Origin of the sequence: uncultured Microbacterium sp., from assembly GCF_963524805.1 — a bacterium.
GTDB lineage: Bacteria > Actinomycetota > Actinomycetes > Actinomycetales > Microbacteriaceae > Microbacterium.
The window spans coordinates 86,354-108,242 of record NZ_CAURGG010000008.1; the positions used below are offsets into that span (position 1 = coordinate 86,354).

Genomic DNA, 21,889 nt, shown 5'->3' on the forward strand with positions numbered 1-21,889 from the left:
CGGCGGCCTCCCGCCGCGGGCAACCTGCGGCGCGCGCCCCGGCGGCGCGTGCGCCGCCCTCTAAACTGGCGGGATGAGCGGATCCGACGACAAGCCCCGTGGCTCGTTCCTGGATTCGCTGCGGGATCGCAGCCGGGTCGTCTCCAGCGACGTCTCCGGGTCGGTCCCGCGCGGACTGAAGCTGGCCACGGCGTATTCCTGGCGGTTCCTGGTTGTCGCGGCGGCGATCGGCGTCGCGATCTGGGTGATCATCCAGCTCAAGCTGCTGGTCATCCCGCTGCTCATCGCGATCCTGGTTACCGCGCTGCTGTGGCCGGCATTCAGCTGGCTTCTGCGCCATCGCGTGCCGCGGTGGCTGGGCATCGCGATCGTCGTGCTCGGCACCCTCGCGATCGTGGGGGGTCTGATCTGGCTCGTGGTCTGGCAGGTGACCCGCCAGTGGGCGTCGGTGCAGGAACGGACGGTGGGTGCGGTCGAGCAGCTGCGCACATACCTCATTGACGGACCCCTGCACCTGACCACCGGACAGATCGACGACCTGCTCTCGCAGGGGCTCGCGCTCATCCAGGAGCAGGCGCAGCTCCTGCTGTCGGGTGCCCTCGCGATCGGCACCACCCTCGGCCACGTCGCGGTCGGTGCACTGCTGTCGCTGTTCATCCTCCTGTGCCTGCTCGCCGACGGCGGCGGCATATGGCGCTGGACGACGCGGCTCTTCCCGACGAAGGCGCGTCCGGCGGTCGACGGGTCCGCCCGCGCCGGGTGGGTCATGGTGGTCAACTACGCGCGCACCCAGCTGATGGTCGCCACGATCGACGCGGTCGGCATCGGACTGGGGGCCTTCTTCCTCGGCGTGCCGCTCGCGATCCCGGTCGCCGTCCTCGTCTTCCTCGGCGCTTTCGTGCCCATCGTCGGCGCCGTGGTCACGGGCGCGGTCGCCGTCTTCCTGGCACTGGTCTACAACGGTCCCTGGATCGCCCTGTGGATGCTCGTGGTCGTGCTCGGCGTCCAGCAGATCGAGGGTCATGTGCTCCAGCCGCTTCTGATGGGATCGGCCGTCAAGGTCCACCCGCTCGCGGTCGTGCTCGTCGTCGCCGGCGGCGCGATGATCGCCGGCATCCCCGGCGCCCTCTTCGCGGTGCCGCTCGCCGCCTTCGTCAACGTGGTCGCCGTCTACATCGGCGATCGCGCGTGGGAGGCGGGGGCGCGCCCACCTTCGAACGACCTCATCTGGACGACTGTTCCGCGCCCGAGGAGGGTTCGTTCGTGAGCATCCCCACGCTGGCGGAATTCGAGGATGCCGCCGCGTCGCTCGACGGCGTCATCACGCGGACCCCGATCGATGGGTCGCACTACCTTTCCGAGCTGCTGGGCGTGCCCGTCTACCTCAAGCTCGAGAACCTCCAGCGCACCGGCTCGTTCAAGATCCGCGGCGCGACCTACCGCCTGTCCCGGCTCACGGCCGAGGAGCGGGCACGAGGCGTGGTGGCAGCCTCCGCCGGCAACCACGCGCAGGGAGTCGCGCTGGCGGCGCAGGCTCTCGGCATCCCCGCGACGATCTTCATGCCGCTGGGCGTGCCTGTTCCGAAGCTGCTCGCGACCCGCGGCTACGGCGCGGACGTCGTGCTCGAGGGGGCGACGGTCGAGACGCCGCTGCGCCTCGCGGCGGAGTTCGCCGAGCGCACGGGTGCGGTGCTGATCCACCCCTTCGACCACCGCGACATCATCGTGGGTCAGGGCACGCTCGGCCTCGAGCTGTTCGATGCCGTCCCGGATCTGCAGACCGTCCTGGTCGGCATCGGCGGGGGCGGACTCACGGCCGGAGTGGCAGCGGCGGTCAAGGCGCGCGCGGCGGCGGTCGGGCGCAGCGTACGCGTCGTGGGCGTGCAGGCGGAGAACTCGGCCGCCTACCCCTCGTCACTGGCCGCCGGTCACCCGCTCGCCGTCGAGACCCGGCCCACGATCGCCGACGGCATCGCGGTCGCCCGGCCGGGCGACGTGCCGTTCGGGATCATCCACGAACTCGTCGACGATGTGGTCACCGTGACCGACGACGACATCGCCCGAGCCCTGCTCATGCTCCTGGAGCGCGCGAAGCAGGTCGTCGAGCCGGCGGGCGCGGTCGGAGTGGCCGCGATCCTGGCCGGGAAGGTGACGGGCACCGGACCGACCGTCTCGGTCCTGTCCGGCGGCAACATCGACCCTCTGCTGCTGCAGCGGGTCGTCTCGCACGGACTGGCCGCGTCGGGCAGGTACATGACCCTGCGCATCCCGCTTCCGGATCGGCCGGGACAGCTCGCGCGCGTCTCGGAGCTGCTCGCGCAGGCGGGCGCGAATGTGATCGAGGTGATGCACACCCGGCACGGCCAGGGGCTGCAGATCAGCGAAGTCATCCTGCAGCTGAGCGTCGAGACGCGCGGCGAAGAGCACCGGGCGCACGTCATGGGCATCCTGCGGGACGCGGGCTTTGGGCCGACCGTCGTGCCCGACTGAGCACGCGCGGGCGGCCGGTCCGCCGCGGCAGGCCTACTGACCCGAGTAGGTCTCCACCTTCACGACTTCGACCGAGATCTCACGGCCGTTCGGCGCGGTGTACGAGGTCTTCTCGCCTTCTTTGAGCCCCAGGATGGCCGCACCCAGCGGCGACGCCTCGCTGTAGACGTCGAGCTCGGAATCGACGGCGATCTCGCGGTTTCCCAGCAGGAACACCTCCTCGCCTCCGGCCACGACGGCGGTCACGACGGTGCCGGGCTCGACGACGCCCGTGCTCTGCGGTGCTTCGCTGACCGTGGCGTTCTTCAGCAGGTGCTGCAGCGTGCGGATCCGCGCCTCCTGCTTGCCCTGCTCATCCTTCGCGGCGTGGTAGCCGCCGTTCTCCTTGAGGTCGCCCTCTTCGCGCGCGGACTCGATGCGCTTCGCGATCTCTTCGCGGCCCGTCGTGGACAGCCGGTCGAGTTCGGCGGCGAGACGGTCGTAGGCGTCCTGGGTGAGGAACGTCACCGGGGCATCGTTGGACACGCGGGTCTCCTTCGGTCGCGGCGAGGGGGCTCGGTCTTGCCGGATCCGAGCAGCACTCGGATGGCAAAACGCCCCGGCTCCGGCCAGGGCGTCTGTCGAAAGTGTCCGCCCAGACTACGTCACCCAGCAGTCGTTGACCAAACCTGTGGTCGCCTCGGCGGTGGTGGGGATGACCTCGCGGAACGCCCGCGCACGCAGGTCCGAGGCCGGCAGCTCGAGGACCTTCCAGCCGACGATGCCGTGCTCCTCGTCCTGGGCCTCGAGCACGCAGGCGACCGAACGGCCCTGCGGCGCGGTGATCTGGAATGCGAGGGTGACGCTGCGCGCGTCGTCGACCGTGAAGCCGGTCGTGTCGACATCGACGTCGTCGAGGGTCGAGGAGACGGTCATCCAGGCGAAGAGCGCGACCAGGACGACCGCGATGGCGGCCACGATGCCGATGGTCCAGCGGCGCCTCGGTGAGCTCGCGCGACCGTACCGCTCGTCGAGCATGTCCTGAGTGGTCATCACGGGTCCGTTGGACAGGCGGTGCGGCGGTGCGCACCACGGGGAAGATTAGGCTGGTGTCTCCAGGCTATGCGCTCGCGCGCGGAACGAGGACACCCATGCACGACGCGTTCGCCGCCCTCGCCCGGGCGATCACCGCGACGCCCGCACCCGAGCAGACCGTCGACCCGACTCTGGTCACACCGGGTCCGGCCGGGTTCGTCGTGATCGCGCTCCTCGCGCTGATCGTGGTGGCCCTCGTGTGGGACATGATGCGCCGCATCCGGCGAGGAAGGGTGCGCGCCGATATCAGGGAAGAACTGGATGCCGAGCGCCAGGCGACCGCGGCCACCCTGGCGACAGAGGTCGACGACCAGGACATCGAGCGCTCGGACGACGCGGACGGGTCGCCTCGCACCTGACTTCTCAGGCCGGGACGCCCAGAGAGGGCGACAGCGGCTGCAGCGTGATCAGCAGGCATGCCGTCCAGTGGCAGAGGAACGCCACCACCGTGCACACATGGAAGATCTCGTGGAACCCGAAGCTACCCGGCCACGGGTTCGGCCGCTTGAGCGCGTACACGACGGCTCCGACGGTGTACAGGACCCCGCCGACGATCACGAGGATCATCATCGCGGCATTGGCCTGGAACAGATCGACGATGTACATCACCGCCGCCCAGCCGAGCACGAGGTACAGCGCGACGTACAGCCAGCGCGGAGCGCCGACCCAGAAGACGCGGAACAGGATGCCGATCAGCGCGCCGGTCCACACCAGCGTGAGCAGCAGCATCCCCTTCTCCGGCGGCAGCGCGAGGACGGCGATGGGGGTGTAGGTCCCGGCGATCAGCAGGAAGATGTTCGCGTGGTCGATGCGCTTGAGCACCGCCTTGGCGGTCGGCCCCCACGTGAAGCGGTGGTACACCGCGGACGCACCGAACAGCAGCATCGAGGTGATCATGAACACCGCAGCGGCCCATTTCGCCGCGGCGCCCTGCGCGACGGCGATCAGCACGATGCCGGCCGCTATCGCGACGGGGAACGTGCCGGCGTGCAGCCAGCCGCGCCACGTGGGCTTGAGCTCGACGTGCGCGTCGTAGGCGGCTTCTTCGAGGAGGGGCAGTTGCGGCAGGTCCGCTCCGTCGTCCGCAGAGTCGTCCGCTCTCGCGTCGGAACTCGTGCTGCGGGCCACGCTCCCGAGCCTACGCGTCGCTGTATGCCGAGGGTGGCACGCGCGCGACCCCGCGGCGGTAGCGTAGGCGTGTGAGTGCGTCGAGCGAGGGCAGAGGACCTCTCTATCGGCTGTACATCAACCGCCTTCGACGCGGTCTGGAGCCGTCCGCAGTCCCTCACCACGTCGCCATGATGATCGACGGCAACCGCCGGTGGGCGCGTCAGCTCGGATACGAGTCGGCAGCCCACGGACACCGGGCCGGCGCCGCCAAGATGCGCGAGTTCTTGGAGTGGTGCGACGACGTGGGTGTGAAGGTCGTGTCCCTGTACCTCCTCTCGAACGACAATCTCGTCAAGCGGGAATCCACAGAGCTCGCCGAGCTCATCGAGATCATCGCGGAACTGGCCCAGGAGCTCTCGCACGAGCGGGATTGGCGCGTCCATCACATGGGGCGGGCGCATCTGCTGCCACCCGATCTCGCCCGCGTCCTGGCCGAGGCCGAGGAGCGCACCAGGGACCACTCCGGCCTGCACGTGAACCTCGCCGTAGGGTACGGCGGGCGCGGGGAGATCGTGGATGCCGTCCGCAGCATCATCGCCAAGCACGACGAGGAGGGCGGCTCGCTGGAGGAACTGGCGGCGAGTCTCACGCCCGAGCAGATCGGGGAGCACCTCTACACCGGCGGCCAGCCCGATCCCGACCTGGTCATCCGCACGTCGGGGGAGCAGCGGCTGAGCGACTTCCTGCTGTGGCAGTCGGCGCACAGCGAGTTCTACTTCGTCGAAGCGCTCGGCCCCGATCTGCGTGAAGTCGACTTCCTGCGTGCCATCCGGGACTACACCACGCGGGATCGGCGCTACGGCAGCTGAGGGGCGGTGCCGCTTCCCGCCGCCCCGCCCCGGCTCCGTGCCAGAATGTGACGGTGATGGACCTGGACTCGTTTGTCGCCTCGTTCGACGGTGAACCGGGCTACCTGGACTGGGCGGCCTTCGGTCCCCTTTCACCGTCCGTGCGCAGCGAGGTGCACGCCGATGCCGAACTGCTGGGCTCCGGGCGGCCCACGGGGATGGACCTGGTCGCCGAGCATGTGCTCGAAGCACGCGAGCTGCTGGCGGAATTGATGTATGCCGAGGTCGATCAGGTCACCCTGCAGCCCTCGACCACCTACGGCATGATGCAGGCCCTCTACGGACTGGCCGGCGGGCTCATGCTCTCTCGCGGCGAGTTCCCCAGCCTCACCGTCACCGCCACGCGCGCGGCGGACGCCCTCGGGTCGATCGACCTGCAGTGGCTCGACCCGGAGGACGGCCTGGTGACACCCGAAGCGGTGCGCGAGGCGCTGACCGACGAGACGCATGCGGTCGCGGTCAGCCTGGTCGACTTCCGGACCGGCTACCGTGCCGATCTCTCGGCACTGCGGGACGTGATCGGCGATCGGATGCTGATCGTGGACGCCATGCAGGGGTTCGGCGCTGTCTCGGCTGACTACGCCGCCGCCGACGTGGTCTGCGGGAACGGCTACAAGTGGCTCCGGGCCGGCCGCGGCACCGGGTTCGCGCGCTTCAGCGACCGCGCCCTGGAGCGCATCGCACCGGTCCTGTCGGGCTGGGCGGGGGTTGACGGTGCCCTGCCGGTCGACGTCGTCCCGTCGCCGGCGGCCAGCGCTCAGGCGTTCACGGTGAGCAGGCCCGATCATCTCGCCATCGCTCGACTGGCGACGGCCCTCCGCGACGTCCGCGATGTCGGCATCGATCGGATCGACGAAGCGCTGTCCGAACGCGCGCGCGACGTCATGTTCTTCGCCGACCGGTACGACGTCCCCGTCCTGACCCCCCGGGAGCCGGAGCGACGCGCCGGCATCGTCACGCTCGCTCCCGCGCCGCACGACGCGGGACCTCTGGCTGCGTCGCTGGCCAATCACGGCATCACCGTCACGGTCCGCTCGGGACTGGTCCGCGTCGCCCCGCACGTCGGCACAGGTGCCGACACGCTGCGTCTGTTCGGCGACGCGCTCGCAGCCTTCTCCTCCGCGCGGGTGTGGTGAGAGCGCGCCCGGCGACTCCGCTCGTGCGCGGGGAATTCACCCGCCGGTAACATCCGCCAGCGTGTCGGTAACCGGACGGACTCGCGCCGGTCGTACCGTCGAGTCATCGGGCACGGTGCCCGGTCGGGTCGGCCTTTCGGATCGCGACTCGTGACCCCTTGGTCGACTCGTGACTGCCGGGTGAGACACCCGGGTCGGGAGTGGGTTGTGACCACACGAGCATCACAGCAGCAGCACCGTCAGCACCACGATGAGGCCGGTGAGCAATCGACGGATCTGCGCACCTATGTCCTGGACACCTCCGTGCTCCTGAGCGATCCGCGGGCGTTCTTCCGCTTCGCCGAGCACAACGTCGTGATCCCGATCGTGGTGGTCACCGAGCTCGAGGGCAAAAGGCACGACCCCGAGATCGGCTACTTCGCACGGCAGGCACTGCGCCACCTCGACGAGCTGCGGGTCGAGCACGGCCGGCTGGACTTTCCCGTGCAGGTCGGCGAGGGGGGCACCCTGCGCGTCGAGCTGAACAACACCGAGGCGGGGGTGCTGCCTTCGGGGATGCGCCTGGGCGACAACGACAGCCGCATCCTCGCTGTCGCGATGCACCTGGCACAGGATGGTCAGGACGTCACCGTCGTCTCGAAGGACCTTCCGATGCGGGTGAAGGCGGCATCCCTGGGCATCACGGCGGAGGAGTATCTGGCCGAGCAGGCGGTGGATTCGGGGTGGACCGGCATCGCCACGATCGACGTCTCCGGCGACGACATCAGCGATCTGTACGAGACCGAGATCGCCACGGGCGACGAAGCGCGGGGACTGCCGGTCAACACCGGCCTGATCATCCACTCCGAGCGGGGTTCGGCGCTGGGTCGCGTCACCGGTGACGGCGAGTATCGGCTGGTGCGGGGCGACCGCGACGTCTTCGGTCTGCACGGACGCTCGGCCGAGCAGCGGATCGCGATCGACCTGCTGCTGGATCCGGAGGTCGGCATCGTCTCGCTCGGAGGCCGCGCAGGCACGGGCAAGTCCGCGCTCGCACTCTGCGCCGGCCTGGAGTCGGTGCTCGAGCGACAGCAGCAGAAGAAGGTCATCGTCTTCCGCCCCCTGTACGCCGTCGGCGGCCAGGAGCTCGGCTACCTGCCCGGCGACCAGGGCGAGAAGATGAATCCGTGGGGTCAGGCCGTCTTCGACACGCTCGGGTCCGTCGTCACGGGAAACGTCGTCGAAGAGGTGATCGCGCGAGGGCTGCTCGAGGTGATGCCGCTGACCCACATCCGGGGCCGGTCGCTGCACGATGCCTTCGTGATCGTCGACGAGGCGCAGTCCCTGGAGCGCAACGTCCTGCTGACCGTCCTCAGCCGCATGGGTCAGAACTCGCGAGTCGTCCTCACGCACGACGTCGGCCAGCGCGACAATCTGCGGGTGGGCCGCCACGACGGCGTCGCCTCCGTGATCGAGACCCTGAAGGGGCACGACCTGTTCGGACATGTCACGCTCGTGCGCTCCGAGCGCTCGGCCATCGCGGCGCTCGTGACCGATCTGCTCGAGGCGGGCGAACTCGCCTGAGGCGACGCGTTCGCTGATTCCCTGAGGAGGGGCCGGGATGCCGCATCCCGGCCCCTCCCGCATGAGAAGAGTCTCATGCGGATCGCCGCGCCCCGGGCATCCCTTCTGTCACGATGGGGGAGGGCCCGCGATCGTGCCCGGAACCGGAGGAATCGCGTGGAGTCTCGAACGCGCCTGACGCTCGGTGGCATGGCCACCGTGGCCGCCAGTGTCGCCGTCGTCTGCGCGGTCGCCATGTCCACCTCCGCGGCTCTGGCCGACGCTCCCGGTGCGCCCGCGGGCGCCGCGGTCCTCGTGCCTGCTCCTGCCGAGCCGGTCGCCGCTTCCGCAGAGCCCGCGCCCGCCGCCGAGCCTCCGGCTCCACCGCAGCTCGCGCAGGACGAGCCCGAGACCGTGCCGGCACCGGAACCCGAGGACGTCGCGGCTCCCGTCCACGCCGCGGACGAGTCGGTGCCGACCGCGCCGGCGGTCGAGGAGCGCATGCTGGCGCAGGCTGAGGAGTCCGGCTCATGGGCCGACGCGTACGCCTGGGCGAGCGCCCACGGCTGGCCGCAGGGGCGAACCGATGCGTGGATCGCCCGGCTCGAGGCCGACCTCGCCCAGCAGCACGCGGATGACGCGGAATCCTCCCGGCAGCTCAAGACCCCCGATGCCGATTCGCGCATCGAGCCCCCACCGTCGGGCAAGGCGTCCGGACGCGACCGTTCTGGTCCGCCGTCCGGCAAGAAGAGAGAGCAATCGCAGGTCCCCCCAGGCTGATGCGATTGCCTGGCCGGCATCCCCCAAGACCGGTCTCTCCCCGCCCCCGGTGTTCCCCCAACACCGGGGGCTTCTTCGTGCCCGCCCACTACTCCCAGCGGTAGCCGGCCCCGCGGACTGTCACGATGTGCTGGGGGCCCAGCTTGCCGCGCAGATATCGCACGTAGACGTCGACGACGTTGGAACCGGGATCGAAGTCCAGTCCCCAGACGGTCCTCAGCAGATGCTCGCGGCTGAGAACCCGGCCGGGATTGCGCAGGAACTGCTCCGCCAGCGCGAACTCGCGCGCGGACAGTTCCACCTCCCGCCCATCGACGGTCGTCCGGCGCGCCAGGATGTCCAGCGCGACGCCACCGTGCGCCACGGCGACGCCGCCACTGGAGGCGCTCTCACGAAGTCGCGAGCGCACGCGTGCCAGCAGCTCTTCGAACGTGAACGGCTTCGACACGTAGTCGTTCGCTCCCGCGTCCAGTCCCTCCACCGTGTCGCGGGTGCTCGAGCGCGCCGTGAGCATGATGACCGGAACCGTCGAGCCCTGGGCGCGCAGCTCGCGCAATACCTCGAAGCCGTCCATCGACGGGAGTCCGACATCGAGCAGCACCAGATCGATGTCCTCCTTCAGCGCCCGGGCGAGCCCTTCGGCGCCGTCGTCGACGATGACCGTCGCGTACCCCGCGGAGTCGAGGCCGCGACTGACGAACGCCGAGATCCGGGGCTCGTCTTCGATGAGGAGGATCTTTGTCATCCGGCCGCCTCCCGCTGCATCACCACGTCGCCGGCGCGAACCGGTGCGGGCAGCTCGGCCGTCGGCAGCGGCAGGTGGATCGTGAAAGTCGCTCCGCCGCCAGGCGTGTCGGTGACCTGGCACAGACCGCCGTGACCTTTCGCGATCGCATCCACGATCGCCAGTCCGAGTCCCGAGCCGCCCACCGACCGGGCGCCCTGCGCGCGGTCGAAACGCCGGAAGATGCGATGGCGCGAAGCGGGCGGGATGCCGGGGCCGTGGTCTGCGACCCACAGTCGGGCGCCCGACGCGTCCAGGCTGCTGCCCAGCTCGATTCGGCCGCCGTCCGGGGTGTATTTCGCGGCGTTGTCCGCCAGCTGCAGCCACGCCTGCAGGAGTCTGTCGGAGTCGCCCTCGATGCGTCCGTCTGCGACCGATTCCACACTCCAGGCATGCCCGGGGATGACCGCGACCAGCTCGCCGATCCGGGAGGTGAGGGCGGCGAGGTCGACCTCGGTCATCGTGAAGCCGTCGCCCTCGACGGTGGCGAGCAGGTCGATGTCGTCGACGAGCCTGGTCATGCGGTCCAGCTCCGCGATGCCGATCTCCCTGGTGCTCGCCACGTCGGCCGCATCCGAGGGATCCATCAGCTCCAGATGACCGCGGACGATCGTGATCGGGGTCTTCAGTTCGTGCCGCACGTCATCCAGCAGCTGACGCTGCACATCCACCGAGCCCTCGAGGCGGTCCAGCATCGAGTTGACCGTGCGCGTGAGGTCGGAGATGTCGTCGTTGCCCTGCGGTGCCAGACGCGGCGACATGTCATCGAGGGTGATCGCATCGGCCGCGTCGCGCAGATCGCGGATGGGGGAGAGCAGGCGCCCCGCCACGAACCACCCGACGAACCCGATGGCGCCGACCATCACGATCGCCGCGAGGGAGTAGGTCGTGATCGCGGCCGTGACGGGACTGAGCTCCGCACCCAGATCGATTGCGCGGACGTAGATCCCGGTCTGCGGGTCGCCCGCCATCGAGACGGGGATGGCGATGTACCTCAGGGATCCCTGATCGGTCACCGCTGTGCCCGTTCTGGACGTGCCGTCGGCGGTCTCGGCGACGACGCGGTCGATCAGCTGCTGATTGCCGGAGATGTCGAATCCGGACAGGGTGGAGGGGCGATAGCGTGCCTTGCCGTCGATGATCGCGAGGGCCGCCTCGTTGCGGGCCGGCACGAGGCGCGCCACAGCGGTGTACAGGTAGTCCTGCACCGAGGTGAAGTCCTCGACGTCCAGGTTCTCGCTGGCGGTCGTCGCTCCCGAACCGGACGCGTCCGTCGGCGCCTGCTCTCCGCCGGCGACGGTGATGAGGCGTTCGGTCTGGGTGTCGAGACGATCGGTGACCTCGTTCAGCACGCGTTCGCGCTGCACCAGGAAGGTGACGCTCCCGACGATCGCCAGGCCGATGCAGGCCACGGCCAGGATCGCGCCCAGGATGCGGGCGCGCGCCGATAAGGGGCGGACCGGACGAGCCACCTCCCGATTATCCCGCCGGAGAGCCATGCGCGATATGCCGGGTCTGTCAGCCCGGGTGGGTCATCGAGAGGAGATCGAGCTTCTCGTCCAGCTGCGCGAGGGTGAGCTCGCCGCGCTCGACATAGCCCAGCCCGATGACCGCTTCGCGGACGGTGATGCCCTCAGCCACCGAGTGCTTGGCGATCCTCGCAGCCGCCTCATAGCCGATGAGCTTGTTCAGCGGGGTGACGATGGAGGGCGACATGCCCGCGTAGGCGGCAGCCCGATCGACGTTGGCCTCGAGGCCGTCGATGGTCTTGTCCGCCAGGATGCGCATCGAGTTCGCAAGCAGGCGGATCGACTCCAGGACCGCGGTGCCCATCACCGGGATGGCGACGTTCAGCTCGAACGACCCGGAGGCACCGGCCCAGGCGACCGTCGCGTCATTGCCGATGACGCGCGCGCAGACCATGAGCGTCGCCTCGGGGACGACCGGATTCACCTTGCCGGGCATGATCGACGAGCCGGGCTGCAGGTCGGGGATGTGCAGCTCACCCAGGCCCGTGTTCGGTCCCGAGCCCATCCACCGCAGGTCGTTGTTGATCTTGGTGAGCGAGACGGCGATGGTTCGCAGGGCACCGGATGCCTCCACCAGCCCGTCTCGGTTCGCCTGCGCCTCGAAGTGGTCCTTCGCCTCGGTGATCGGCAGCTCCGTGTCGGCGGCGATCAGTTCGATGACCTTCTGCGGGAAGCCCAGGGGAGTGTTGATTCCGGTGCCCACGGCCGTGCCGCCCAGGGGCACTTCGCCCACGCGCGAGAGCACGGCCTGCACCCGCTCGATGCCCAGCCGCATCTGCCGGGCGTAGCCGCCGAACTCCTGGCCCAGCGTGACCGGCGTCGCATCCATCAGGTGGGTGCGACCTGACTTCACGACGGTCTTCCACGCGTCGGCCTTGCTCTCGAACGCGACGGCGAGGTGATCCAGTGCGGGTATCAGATCGTCGATGAGCTCCTGGGTGACGGCGATGTGAACCGAGGTGGGGAAGACGTCGTTCGAGGACTGGGACGCGTTCACGTGGTCGTTCGGGTGCACGAGCGAGCCGAGGTCGCGCGAGGCAAGGGTGGCCAGCACCTCGTTCATGTTCATATTCGAGGAGGTGCCGCTGCCGGTCTGGTACACGTCGATCGGGAACTGGTCGGCGTACTCGCCGGCGATGATCCGGTCGGCGGCGCGCGCGATCGCATCCGCGATCGCGCCATCGAGCGTGCCGAGCTCCTTGTTCGCGAGAGCGGCGGCCTTCTTGATGCGCGCCAGCGCGACGATCTGGGCGGGGTCGAGCGCATCGCCCGAGATCGGGAAGTTCTCCACCGCGCGCTGGGTCTGCGCGGCGTAGAGCGCATCGCGGGGCACCCGGACTTCGCCCATGGTGTCGTGCTCGATGCGATACTCGATGTCGGTCACGTCGTCGTTCCTCCTGAGAATATGACTGCTTGCTGCTAGGCGTCGGTGTCGACGCCCAGGATGATGTCGGGGATCGCCGTACCTTCGGCGAGCCGGTAGTTCGCCCCCACGATGGCGAGCGTCCCGTTCTCCACGGCCTCGCTGATGAGCTCCGACGAATGAAGCAGCTCGGCGACCGTGTCGCGGAGGTGCTCGCGCCCGACCAGATCCGGGTCGATGACCTCCGGGACGCTCCCGTCGACGATGCTCTCCCGCTGCACGCGGCGCACCGCCGGGACGATGGGCGCGATCTGGCGCCAGATGTGCGGCGGAAGGGCCGGAGCGTCGATCGCGACGCTGTCGATCGCGGCATTGACCGCGCCGCAGGCGTCGTGGCCGAGCACGATGATCAGCGGCACCTCGAGAACGGCGACGGCGTACTCGAGGCTGCCGACGACGGAGTCGGAGATGACCTGGCCGGCGTTGCGCACCACGAACAGGTCGCCCAGCCCCTTGTCGAAGATGATCTCGGCGGACAGACGCGAGTCCGAGCAGCCGAACAGGGCAGCGCGGGGACGCTGACCCAGGGCGAGCTCAGCCCGACGTTCCACGTCCTGCCGCGGGTGCCGCGGCTCGCCTGCGACGAAGCGGGCATTGCCGCGCTGCATCTCTCGCCACGCCTTCAGCGGGCTGGGTGCGCTCACTTCGACTCCTCGTCCGCGGCGAGAGCGCGCAGTTGCATGATCTGATCGGCGACGGATTCGGCCGCCAGTTCCAGCGTCGCAGCGTCCGTGGACCCGTAGACCAGAACGATGTCCGCCCCTGCCTGCGTGCTCAGGGCGCCGGAGATGTTGCCCGCCCGTGAGGGATCGGCGATGTCGTAGCGGTCCCACTCAATGCCGCCGATCGTCACGGTGTCATCGACGGCGGCGCCGCCCAGCACGCGGGTGGTCCAGGCGGGATCGGCGTCGAAGCCCTGCGCGACGCGCAGGAATCCGGCCGTCTCGTCCGGAACGTACACGATCGTCCACGCCGGGGTCGCATCGCCTTCGATCGAGGCGCGGTTGACGAGCCATTCCTCCGGCACGCCCGGGACGATGACCGGTCGTCCCTCGGCGGTCTCGACCGCTTGCGCGACCGCGGCGACATCGATGGGCTCAGCGGCCGGCGGAGCTCCGCGCGGTACACCGAAGATGATGACCGCCACGACGGCCAGGGTCACCAGCAGCGCGGCGATCAGGTTGCGGGTGTTCTGGCTGGAACGGTAGATCCGCGAGGACTCCGCTTTGCGCGCTGCGGTCTCGTCGGGGGTCTCGGGCCGTCCCAGCTCGGCGACGATCTTGGGGTTCTGAGCCATCACGCGCCCTCGCGGGCCTGGGATGACCCGCTGCGGGCTTCCTCGAGCCGGCGCTTCGCACCCAGCAGCCACTCCTCGCAGCGAGCCGCGAGAGCTTCGCCGCGCTCCCACAGCGCGAGCGAGTGCTCGAGGGTCGGGGCTCCCTGCTCGAGCTCGGCGACCACGCGGACCAGCTCGTCGCGGGCCTGCTCGAACGAGAGGCCCGCCACATCGATCACGCCTTCGTCCGCTGCGCTCATGGAATCCATTCTAAGTCGGTCTACGGCTCGGGAATCGGCCCGTCGGAACGGGCGGCGAACGACCCTCGCCCGACCGTGACGAGGACGGCCGCTCCCGGCGGCGCCTGTTCGGCATCCCGCACGATCACTCCATCGGTCAGATGCGCGATCGCGTATCCCCGGGCCAGAGTGGAGGCGGGCGAGAGCGTCCTCAGCGCCGCGCGCAGCTCGGCCGTACGCCGCGCCTGCGACTCGAGGCGGCGGTCGATCACGTCCCGCCCGCGCGCGATCAGCAGCCACTGCTGCTGCGAGCGGGCGTCGATCATGGATTCGGGGGCACGCAGCACCGGCCGCGAGCGAAGCTGCTCGAGCTGGGCGATGTCGTGGCCGACCCGCTGGGACAGCCGGCTGGTCAGTCGTGACCGCAGCTGGGCGACCACTGCGCGCTGTTCGACGACGTCCGGAACGACCCGTTTGGCGGCATCCGTCGGGGTCGACGCGCGCAGGTCGGCGACGTCGTCGAGCAGTGGGTGGTCGTTCTCATGGCCGATCGCACTGACGACGGGGGTGGATGCCGCCGCCACGGCGCGAAGCAGTCGCTCGTCGCTGAACCCCAGCAGGTGCTGCGGGTCTCCGCCGCCGCGCGCGATGATGATCACATCCACCGCGGGGTCCGAATCGAGCGCCTTGAGCGCGCCGATGGTCTCGGGTACGCAGCGGTCGCCCTGCACCGACGCATAAGCGGTGCGAAAGCGCACGTGCGGCCAGCGCAGCTCGGCATTGTGCCGGACGTCCTTCTCGGCGTCGGAGCGCTCCCCGGTGATCAGACCGATCACATGCGGCAGGAACGGAAGCGGCTTCTTGCGTGCCGCGTCGAAGAGGCCTTCGGCGCGCAGCGCGGAGCGCAGGCGCTCGAGCTTCTCGAGCTGGTCGCCGAGTCCGACGTGGCGCATGGCGGACACCGAGAAGCTGAAGTCACCGGACTTGACGAAGTAGTCCGCCTTCACGCAGGCGATCACGTGGTCGCCCACCGACAGGTCCGCCGGCAGGCGCTGGCGTGTGCTCGACCAGATGCGGAACGAGATCGTGGCATCGGTGGCCAGATCCTTCATGCGCCCGAAGACGTTGCCGGTGCGCACGTTCCACGAGGTGATCTCGCCTTCGACCCACACGGAGCCCCACGTCTCGATGAAGCCGCGGATCGTGTCATTGAGCCGTGCGACGGAGGTCGGAGCCTCGGAGGTCGACTCGCGCGGACGGACCGAGTCGGGGGGAGGAGGCTCGCCGGGAACGGGGTCTGCCTGGAACGTCGTCATCCGGTCCTCTCGGGTCATCCGTCCGCTCTGAGCACAGTCGAGGGGGCTGTGTGCACGGCCCCCGCACAGGCCGCCCCCGTAGACTCGGGATGTGAGCACTTCGGCTGTCCGTCTGCCCGTCCCCCGCATCCCGCGGCGGCGCGAGCGCCTCCAGGATATCCCGGTCCAGGGACAGAAGAAGGTGCTGCTGGCGGCCCCCCGCGGCTATTGCGCCGGCGTCGACCGTGCCGTCATCGCGGTCGAGAAAGCTCTGGAGCGCTTCGGCGCTCCGGTGTACGTGCGCAAGCAGATCGTGCACAACATCCACGTCGTGACCGAGCTCGAAGCGGCAGGCGCCATCTTCGTCGACGAGGTGGACGAAGTCCCCGAGGGCGCGCACGTCGTCTTCAGTGCTCACGGTGTGTCCCCGGCCGTGGTGTCGGCGGCCGCCGATCGCGGCCTGCAGGCCATCGACGCGACGTGCCCTCTCGTGACGAAGGTGCACCGCGAGGCTGTGCGATTCGCCCGCGACGACTTCGAGATCCTCCTCATCGGCCACGAGGGTCATGAGGAGGTCGAGGGCACCGCCGGCGAGGCGCCCGAGCACGTCACGATCGTCAATTCGCCCGAGCACGCCGACATCGTCGCGGTGCGCGACCCCTCGAAGGTCGTCTGGCTCTCGCAGACGACCCTTTCGGTCGACGAGACGATGGAAACGGTGCGCCGTCTGCGCGAGCGCTTCCCGCAGCTGCAGGACCCGCCGTCCGATGACATCTGCTACGCCACCCAGAACCGCCAGGTGGCCATCAAGAAGGTCGCGAAGGATGCCGATCTGGTGATCGTCGTGGGTTCGGCCAACTCCTCCAACAGCGTGCGCCTGGTCGAGGTCGCGCTCGAGTACGGCGCGAAGGCCGCCTACCGGGTCGACTACGCGCACGAGGTGAAGCAGGAGTGGTTCGACGGCGTCGAGACCGTCGGTGTGACCAGCGGCGCGTCCGTGCCCGAGGTTCTGGTCCAGGAGGTGCTGGACGACCTCGCCGACGCGGGATACCGCGACATCGAAGAGGTCAAGACCGCACAGGAGGACCTCATGTTCTCGCTGCCGAAGGAACTCCGACAGGATGCCGCGGGTCGACGCGACGAGCGCGCCCTCGGGGGACGGACCACCGGATGAGCGAGCCCGGAGAGCGCCCGCGCCCGCAGTACGGCGAGTATGCGACTCCCGAGGAGCAGCGCGCACGCATCAAGCAGCCCGACCTCACTCGCCTGCTAGAGACCGGTCAGGACCCCGACGCTCTGCACGGCGCCGTACCGGCCGATTCGCCGTCACTGGCGACCAAGCCCGCAACGGCGCCCGCTGCGGGCGCGATGACGCGGGGACGGTTCACCGACCGCGTGGTGACGATCGCGCTGCTGGTCTACGCACTCGTGAACGTGGTGACCAGCATCCCGAGCATGATCGACTACGGCGGCTACGTGAGCACCGTGCTGAACCTGCTGGGCGTCGACGGCGAGCTCGCCGACCCGGCCGCGGGTCGGCCGTGGGGAGTGACGGCGGCACTGGTCCTGGCGATCGGCTGGCTGCTGACGGCGTATGTGTCGTGGCGGTCTCTGGCACGCGGACGCATCACGTGGTGGATTCCCCTCGTGGCCGGCGCCGTCTTCACCGTCATCACCGGAGTGCTCCTGATGGTGCCGATCGTGTCCGATCCGACCCTGTGGAACGCCATCCTCGACAGCGCGCGCTGACTCCGGCGGGAAGACCGGCCCGTCGTAGGATGACCGGATGCCCCGTCTTGTCGCTGTCTGCGCCGTCGCCGAGCTGCACCCGGACGGCGGCCGAGATCGCGTCACCGCGATCGACAAGCGGCCTCTGCAGGGCCGAGTGAGGATCGGCCGGTTCGGCGTCGGCCCCGACGTGCAGGCGGACCGCACGCATCACGGCGGGCTCGACAAGGCGCTCTACGCCTACGCCGAAGAGGATGCCGCTTTCTGGGAGTCCGAGTTGGGCCGAGAGCTGCCGCCGGGCTTCTTCGGGGAGAACCTGCGCACCCAGGGACTGGATGTCAACGCGGCGCGGATCGGCGAGGTGTGGCGCATCGGGGAGGCGTGCACCGTCGAGGTCACGATGCCCCGCACGCCGTGTCAGACGTTCGCCCGCTGGGTCGGCGGTCCCGAGCAGCGCGGCTGGGTGAAGCGCTTCTCCGCCGAGCGCCGTCTCGGACCCTATCTGCGCGTGCGGCGCAACGGCTTCGTTCAGGCCGGGGACCCGATCGAGGTGCTCTCGCGTCCGGACGGCGCCCCGGGCCTGCTCGACGCGTACGTGGATCCCGCGTAGGGCTCAGCTGACCGACTTGCCCGCGGAGCCGAGCTGCTGCGTGGCCTGCAGCACGCGGGCGGCCATCGCCGACTCGGCGACCTTGCCCCAGGCGCGGGGGTCGTAGGCCTTCTTGTTGCCCACTTCGCCGTCGACCTTGAGCACGCCGTCGTAGTTCTGGAACATGAATCCCGCGACGGCACGGGTGAAGGCGTACTGCGTGTCGGTGTCGATGTTCATCTTGATCACGCCGTTGGCGACCGCCAGCGCGATCTCCTCGTCCGTCGACCCGGAGCCGCCGTGGAAGACCAGATCCAGGGGCTTGGGGCCGGTGCCGAACTTCGCCGCGATGCCCTCCTGGATCTCGCCGAGCAGCTCGGGCCGCAGCTTCACGTTGCCGGGCTTGTAGACCCCGTGCACGTTGCCGAAGGTCAGCGCGGCGATCCAGCGGCCGTTCTCGCCGAGGCCGAGACCCTCCACAGCCTTGGTGACGTCGGCGACCGTCGTGTACAGCGCCTCGTTGGAGCCCTCGTGCTTGACGCCGTCCTCCTCGCCGCCGACGACCCCGATCTCGACTTCGAGGATCGCGTTGATGGCCTTCAGCCGCGGCAGCAGCTCCTTGGCGATCTCGATGTTCTCATCGAGCGGGACGGCCGAGCCGTCCCACATGTGCGACTGGAAGATCGGCTGACCGCCGTCGGCGACGACCTTCTCCGACTCGGCGATGAGCGGGAGGACGAAATCCTCCAGCGCCGGCTTCGGGCAGTGGTCCGTGTGCAGCGCGACCGTGATGGGGTAGCTCTTGGCGACCTCGTGGACGAACTTCGCGAAGGCGAGCGCGCCGGTCGAGCGCGCCTTGACGGTGTGACCGGCGAAGTAATCCGCCCCTCCGGTGGTGACCTGGATGATGCCGTCGGACCCGGCCTCGGTCAGGCCCTGCAGGATCGCGTTGACGCTCTGCGAGCTGGACGCGTTGAACGCGGGATAGGCGAAACCGCCCGACTTCGCGCGGTCCAGCATGTCAGCGTACTGCTCGGGGGTGGCGACGGGCATGACGGCTCCTTGTGTGTGCGGGGTTCCCACGTCACTCTAGCGAAGGGCGCCCGCCGGTCGAGAGGCGATGACCGTCGGGCCGGAGCGCCCGAGATATCCACGTCGAAAGATTGCCGATTCCTTCGCTCGGACGAGGGTCGAATCCTCGGAGTGGCCCGGACACCACTGGCTAGGCTGACGTCATGGTGAGCCTTAACGCCGACATGAGTCCGCTGCATCCCGACCGAAACCTCGCACTCGAGCTCGTGCGTGCCACGGAGGCGGCCGCGATCCGCGCGGTGCCCTTCATCGGGCGGGGGGACAAGCTGGCCGCGGATGCCGCGGCAGTCGACGCGATGCGCGCCTTCTTCACGACCGTCAACTTCGACGGCACGATCGTGATCGGCGAAGGCGAGAAGGACGAAGCGCCCATGCTGTTCAACGGCGAGAAGGTCGGCAACGGGCGCGGCCCGCAGTGCGACGTGGCGGTCGATCCGATCGACGGCACCTCCCTCACGGCAGCCGGTCGCCAGAACGCGCTGTCGGTGATCGCCGTCTCCGACCGCGGCACGATGCTCGACGCCTCGACCGTCTTCTACATGGACAAGCTCGTCACCGGGCCGGCCGGAGTGGGCGTGGTGGACATCCGCCTGCCGATCGGCGAGAACATCCGCCTGCTCTCCCAGGCGCTGGGCAAGCCGATCGACGAGATGGTGGTCTCGGTGCTCAACCGACCGCGGCACGAGCAGTTGATCGCACAGATCCGCGAGGCGGGAGCCGGGACCCGGCTCATGTCCGACGGCGACGTCGCCGGCGGAATCAATGCGGCGCGCCACAATGCGCGCACCGACATGTGCGTGGGCGTCGGCGGCAGCCCCGAGGGCATCGTCACAGCCTGCGCCATCAAGGCGCTCGGCGGCCACATCCAGGGCGTCCTCTGGCCGCGCAACGACGACGAGAAGCAGAAGGGCGCCGATCACGGCCTCAAGACCGACGGCTACGTGTACGAGGCCGACGAGCTCGTGACCGGGCAGAACACGATCTTCGTGGCCACCGGGGTCACCGACGGCCAGCTCGTTGCCGGGGTGCGCCGCGAGGGCGACTTCATCTACAGCGAGAGCGTCGTCCTGCGCGGACGGTCCGGCACCCTGCGGCGGATCGTCTCGGAGCACCTCACCTCGAAGTGGCTCTGACGGGATCCGCGAGCGGCGGTCACGTCAGTGTCGACGGGTGACGGATCGCGTGTTCGAAGCTGAGTCGTGATGTCTTCGCGCGGCGATCTCTGGCAGAATCGTGACGGTGTCGATGAGGATGCAGCAGTGTTCTCAGACCCGAGGGGGCCCAGATGTCAGCACAGGCCGGCGGTGCCAAGCCGCAGACGGGCGCGATCGCCGTGGTCGCCGACGCGACGGATCCCGCTCGCCGGCCCGACGTGCTCTTCCGCGTCCGGCGTGACGAGGATCACCAGATCTCGGCGTGGTGGATGATCGGCGCCTTCGCCGCAGTGTCCGTCGCGGTGGTGGCGCTGCTCAGCTTCGTCCCCGGCGGCGCCTGACCTGATCGTGCTCAGTCCGCCGAGGTGATCCGGCCGCGCACCTCGCCCAGATCCGCGGTGGCCACCCTCCCGCGGGATGCCGATTCCCCGGCATCCGGATCACTCCGCGCGAGGTCGTCGTCGGAGAGCGCGCCATCGAGCATCTCGGGTGCCGTGAGCCGACGCGGTGCGCGCGCGATCACCGGAGGCGAAGCCAGCGCATCGAGCTTGGTCTGGTCGATGCCGGGGAACCGCCGGGCCGTGACCAGGACCCGGGACTCCAGCGAACCGGCGAAGCGGTTGTAGCTGTCCACCGTCCGCTCCAGCGCCCGGCGGAGGTCATCGGCGTGGCCGGCGAGCGTTCCGAGCCGGTCGTAGAGCTCGTTGCCGAGGTCGAACAGCGCGCGCGCTTCCTGCGACACGTCCTGCTGCGTCCAGGTGTAGGCGACCGTCTTGAGCACCGCCCACAGATTCACGGGCGATGCGAGCGCGACGCGCCGGCCGAACGCGTAATCCAGCAGGGCGGGATCCTCTTCGAGGGCGGCGGCCAGGAGGGACTCGCTCGGCACGAAGCACACGACGAACTCGGGGCTCGAGGCCAGACCCGCCCAGTACGTCTTCCGGGCGAGCGCGTCGATGTGCGCCCGGACTGCCTTGACGTGCTTCTGAAGCAGCGCCCGCCGCCGTGCACCCTCCTCTCCCGTTGCGGTGAGCGGGATCGCACTGGCCTCGAGGTACGCGTCCAGGGGTGCTTTCGCATCGACGGCGATCGCCTTGTCGCCGGGCAGGCGGATGACCATGTCGGGGCGGCCGGCCCCGGCATCCGACTGGATCGATGTCTGGGTATCGAAATCGATGTACCGGGTGAGACCCGCTGCTTCGACGACGCGCCGCAGCTGCGTCTCGCCCCACACCCCGCGCACGCTGCCCGATCGCAACGCGCTCGCGAGCGACTCGGTGGTGGCCCGCAGCGCCTCGCCGGACTGCTGAGCCTGCCGCAGCTGCTCGGCCAGCGTGCCGAATTGCGCGTGCCTGTCGCGTTCCAGGTCGTCGACCTTGGATTGCATGGACTGCAGGGTCTCGTGCACCGGAGCGAGGGCTCGCAGCACCGTCTGCTCGCGGCGCTCGCGCTCTTCGCGCAGCGCCTGGTCGCCGCGCGCCTGGGCCGCCAGCTCGCGATAAAGCAGCTGCTGGTGGTCGAGTTGCGCCTGCACACCCTGCCGCGCGGCGTCGCTCGCAGCCAGCCGGGCCCGCAGCTCTCCCGAGGCGAGCCCGGCTCGGGTCGTGGCTCGTGCGCCGCCGGCGAACCACCCCGCCAGGGCTCCGGCGGCCAGGCAGCCGAGCACGAGAATCGAGACGGTGAGTGCATCCATGTGCCGATGATGCCCTGTGCAGCCGACATCGGGCCGGTGATACCGTC

Annotated in this window: 24 protein-coding genes; 12 read left to right on the forward strand and 12 right to left on the reverse strand. The window is 69.6% G+C overall.

From position 1 onward, the window contains the following. Positions 1-73 precede the first annotated feature (73 nt). Both RWQ91_RS14110 and ilvA read left to right on the forward strand, forming a co-directional pair. The gene (locus RWQ91_RS14110; RefSeq protein WP_314507189.1) at positions 74-1,267 is read left to right on the forward strand and encodes an AI-2E family transporter; all 1,194 of its coding nucleotides are present in this window, start codon (positions 74-76) and stop codon (positions 1,265-1,267) included. Further along, positions 1,264-2,490 (forward strand): threonine ammonia-lyase, encoded by a 1,227-nt coding sequence (gene ilvA, locus RWQ91_RS14115; RefSeq protein ID WP_314507190.1) that lies wholly within the window; start codon positions 1,264-1,266, stop codon positions 2,488-2,490. Before RWQ91_RS14110 ends, ilvA begins: the two co-directional genes overlap by 4 nt. 33 nt (positions 2,491-2,523) lie before the next feature. On the opposite strand, the gene greA is transcribed toward ilvA, so the two are convergent. Both greA and RWQ91_RS14125 read right to left on the reverse strand, forming a co-directional pair. Beyond that, positions 2,524-3,015, reverse strand: coding sequence for a transcription elongation factor GreA (gene greA / locus RWQ91_RS14120; protein WP_314507191.1), 492 nt, complete (start codon positions 3,013-3,015; stop codon positions 2,524-2,526). Positions 3,016-3,129: 114 nt separating this feature from the next. Beyond that, positions 3,130-3,522 carry a DUF4307 domain-containing protein gene (locus RWQ91_RS14125; protein ID WP_314507193.1) on the reverse strand — a complete coding sequence of 131 codons (393 nt, stop codon included), beginning with the start codon at positions 3,520-3,522 and terminating at the stop codon, positions 3,130-3,132. Positions 3,523-3,620: 98 nt separating this feature from the next. On the opposite strand from RWQ91_RS14125, the gene RWQ91_RS14130 reads away from it, so the two are divergent. Continuing rightward, the gene (locus tag RWQ91_RS14130; RefSeq protein ID WP_314507195.1) at positions 3,621-3,923 is read left to right on the forward strand and encodes a hypothetical protein; all 303 of its coding nucleotides are present in this window, start codon (positions 3,621-3,623) and stop codon (positions 3,921-3,923) included. A 4-nt stretch (positions 3,924-3,927) separates the two neighbouring features. On the opposite strand, the gene RWQ91_RS14135 is transcribed toward RWQ91_RS14130, so the two are convergent. Next, the gene (locus RWQ91_RS14135; RefSeq protein WP_314507378.1) at positions 3,928-4,632 is read right to left on the reverse strand and encodes a hemolysin III family protein; all 705 of its coding nucleotides are present in this window, start codon (positions 4,630-4,632) and stop codon (positions 3,928-3,930) included. Positions 4,633-4,763: 131 nt separating this feature from the next. Here RWQ91_RS14135 and RWQ91_RS14140 point away from each other — a divergent pair, with 131 nt between their 5' ends. From RWQ91_RS14140 to RWQ91_RS14155, 4 genes are all read left to right on the forward strand, one after another. After that, positions 4,764-5,543, forward strand: a complete 780-nt coding sequence (locus tag RWQ91_RS14140; RefSeq protein WP_314507196.1) for an isoprenyl transferase — start codon at positions 4,764-4,766, stop codon at positions 5,541-5,543. A 56-nt stretch (positions 5,544-5,599) separates the two neighbouring features. Continuing rightward, positions 5,600-6,718 carry an aminotransferase class V-fold PLP-dependent enzyme gene (locus RWQ91_RS14145; protein ID WP_314507380.1) on the forward strand — a complete coding sequence of 373 codons (1,119 nt, stop codon included), beginning with the start codon at positions 5,600-5,602 and terminating at the stop codon, positions 6,716-6,718. Between the two features lie 207 nt (positions 6,719-6,925). Then, positions 6,926-8,281 carry a PhoH family protein gene (locus tag RWQ91_RS14150; protein WP_399546521.1) on the forward strand — a complete coding sequence of 452 codons (1,356 nt, stop codon included), beginning with the start codon at positions 6,926-6,928 and terminating at the stop codon, positions 8,279-8,281. 189 nt (positions 8,282-8,470) lie between these two features. Beyond that, positions 8,471-9,040, forward strand: a complete 570-nt coding sequence (locus RWQ91_RS14155; RefSeq protein WP_314507198.1) for a hypothetical protein — start codon at positions 8,471-8,473, stop codon at positions 9,038-9,040. An 88-nt stretch (positions 9,041-9,128) separates the two neighbouring features. On the opposite strand, the gene RWQ91_RS14160 is transcribed toward RWQ91_RS14155, so the two are convergent. The 7 genes from RWQ91_RS14160 to xseA are packed head-to-tail and all read right to left on the reverse strand — an operon-like array spanning position 9,129 to position 15,607. Then, positions 9,129-9,785: a response regulator transcription factor gene (locus RWQ91_RS14160; protein ID WP_314507199.1), complete on the reverse strand. Its 657-nt coding sequence runs from the start codon at positions 9,783-9,785 to the stop codon at positions 9,129-9,131. Then, positions 9,782-11,296, reverse strand: coding sequence for a HAMP domain-containing sensor histidine kinase (locus RWQ91_RS14165; protein WP_314507200.1), 1,515 nt, complete (start codon positions 11,294-11,296; stop codon positions 9,782-9,784). The genes RWQ91_RS14160 and RWQ91_RS14165 overlap by 4 nt, the downstream gene beginning before the upstream one ends. A 46-nt stretch (positions 11,297-11,342) precedes the next feature. Then, entirely contained in the window at positions 11,343-12,737 is a 1,395-nt protein-coding gene (locus RWQ91_RS14170) for a class II fumarate hydratase (protein ID WP_314507203.1), read from the reverse strand. Between the two features lie 35 nt (positions 12,738-12,772). After that, positions 12,773-13,384 carry a carbonic anhydrase gene (locus RWQ91_RS14175; protein WP_399546544.1) on the reverse strand — a complete coding sequence of 204 codons (612 nt, stop codon included), beginning with the start codon at positions 13,382-13,384 and terminating at the stop codon, positions 12,773-12,775. Positions 13,385-13,416: 32 nt separating this feature from the next. Then, complete coding sequence (locus RWQ91_RS14180; protein WP_314507208.1) at positions 13,417-14,073, reverse strand: DUF4245 family protein; 657 nt, start codon at positions 14,071-14,073, stop codon at positions 13,417-13,419. Beyond that, positions 14,073-14,312, reverse strand: coding sequence for an exodeoxyribonuclease VII small subunit (locus tag RWQ91_RS14185; protein WP_314507210.1), 240 nt, complete (start codon positions 14,310-14,312; stop codon positions 14,073-14,075). Before RWQ91_RS14185 ends, RWQ91_RS14180 begins: the two co-directional genes overlap by 1 nt. Before the next feature lie 20 nt (positions 14,313-14,332). After that, positions 14,333-15,607 carry an exodeoxyribonuclease VII large subunit gene (gene xseA / locus RWQ91_RS14190; protein WP_314507384.1) on the reverse strand — a complete coding sequence of 425 codons (1,275 nt, stop codon included), beginning with the start codon at positions 15,605-15,607 and terminating at the stop codon, positions 14,333-14,335. Positions 15,608-15,698: 91 nt separating this feature from the next. On the opposite strand from xseA, the gene RWQ91_RS14195 reads away from it, so the two are divergent. From RWQ91_RS14195 to RWQ91_RS14205, 3 genes are read left to right on the forward strand one after another with little or no spacing between them, the layout of a single operon-like run. After that, positions 15,699-16,760, forward strand: a complete 1,062-nt coding sequence (locus RWQ91_RS14195) for a 4-hydroxy-3-methylbut-2-enyl diphosphate reductase (RefSeq protein ID WP_314507213.1) — start codon at positions 15,699-15,701, stop codon at positions 16,758-16,760. Then, positions 16,757-17,335, forward strand: a complete 579-nt coding sequence (locus RWQ91_RS14200; RefSeq protein WP_314507214.1) for a DUF6264 family protein — start codon at positions 16,757-16,759, stop codon at positions 17,333-17,335. The genes RWQ91_RS14195 and RWQ91_RS14200 overlap by 4 nt, the downstream gene beginning before the upstream one ends. A 37-nt stretch (positions 17,336-17,372) precedes the next feature. Continuing rightward, positions 17,373-17,924: an MOSC domain-containing protein gene (locus tag RWQ91_RS14205; RefSeq protein WP_314507216.1), complete on the forward strand. Its 552-nt coding sequence runs from the start codon at positions 17,373-17,375 to the stop codon at positions 17,922-17,924. A 3-nt stretch (positions 17,925-17,927) separates the two neighbouring features. On the opposite strand, the gene fbaA is transcribed toward RWQ91_RS14205, so the two are convergent. Next, positions 17,928-18,956, reverse strand: coding sequence for a class II fructose-bisphosphate aldolase (gene fbaA / locus RWQ91_RS14210; RefSeq protein ID WP_314507219.1), 1,029 nt, complete (start codon positions 18,954-18,956; stop codon positions 17,928-17,930). Between the two features lie 182 nt (positions 18,957-19,138). Here fbaA and glpX point away from each other — a divergent pair, with 182 nt between their 5' ends. Both glpX and RWQ91_RS14220 read left to right on the forward strand, forming a co-directional pair. Beyond that, positions 19,139-20,128 carry a class II fructose-bisphosphatase gene (gene glpX, locus RWQ91_RS14215; protein WP_314507220.1) on the forward strand — a complete coding sequence of 330 codons (990 nt, stop codon included), beginning with the start codon at positions 19,139-19,141 and terminating at the stop codon, positions 20,126-20,128. A gap of 152 nt (positions 20,129-20,280) precedes the next feature. After that, positions 20,281-20,490, forward strand: a complete 210-nt coding sequence (locus RWQ91_RS14220; RefSeq protein WP_314507222.1) for a UDP-N-acetylmuramyl pentapeptide phosphotransferase — start codon at positions 20,281-20,283, stop codon at positions 20,488-20,490. Positions 20,491-20,501: 11 nt separating this feature from the next. On the opposite strand, the gene RWQ91_RS14225 is transcribed toward RWQ91_RS14220, so the two are convergent. After that, positions 20,502-21,842: a DNA recombination protein RmuC gene (locus RWQ91_RS14225; protein ID WP_314507223.1), complete on the reverse strand. Its 1,341-nt coding sequence runs from the start codon at positions 21,840-21,842 to the stop codon at positions 20,502-20,504. Positions 21,843-21,889 lie beyond the last annotated feature (47 nt).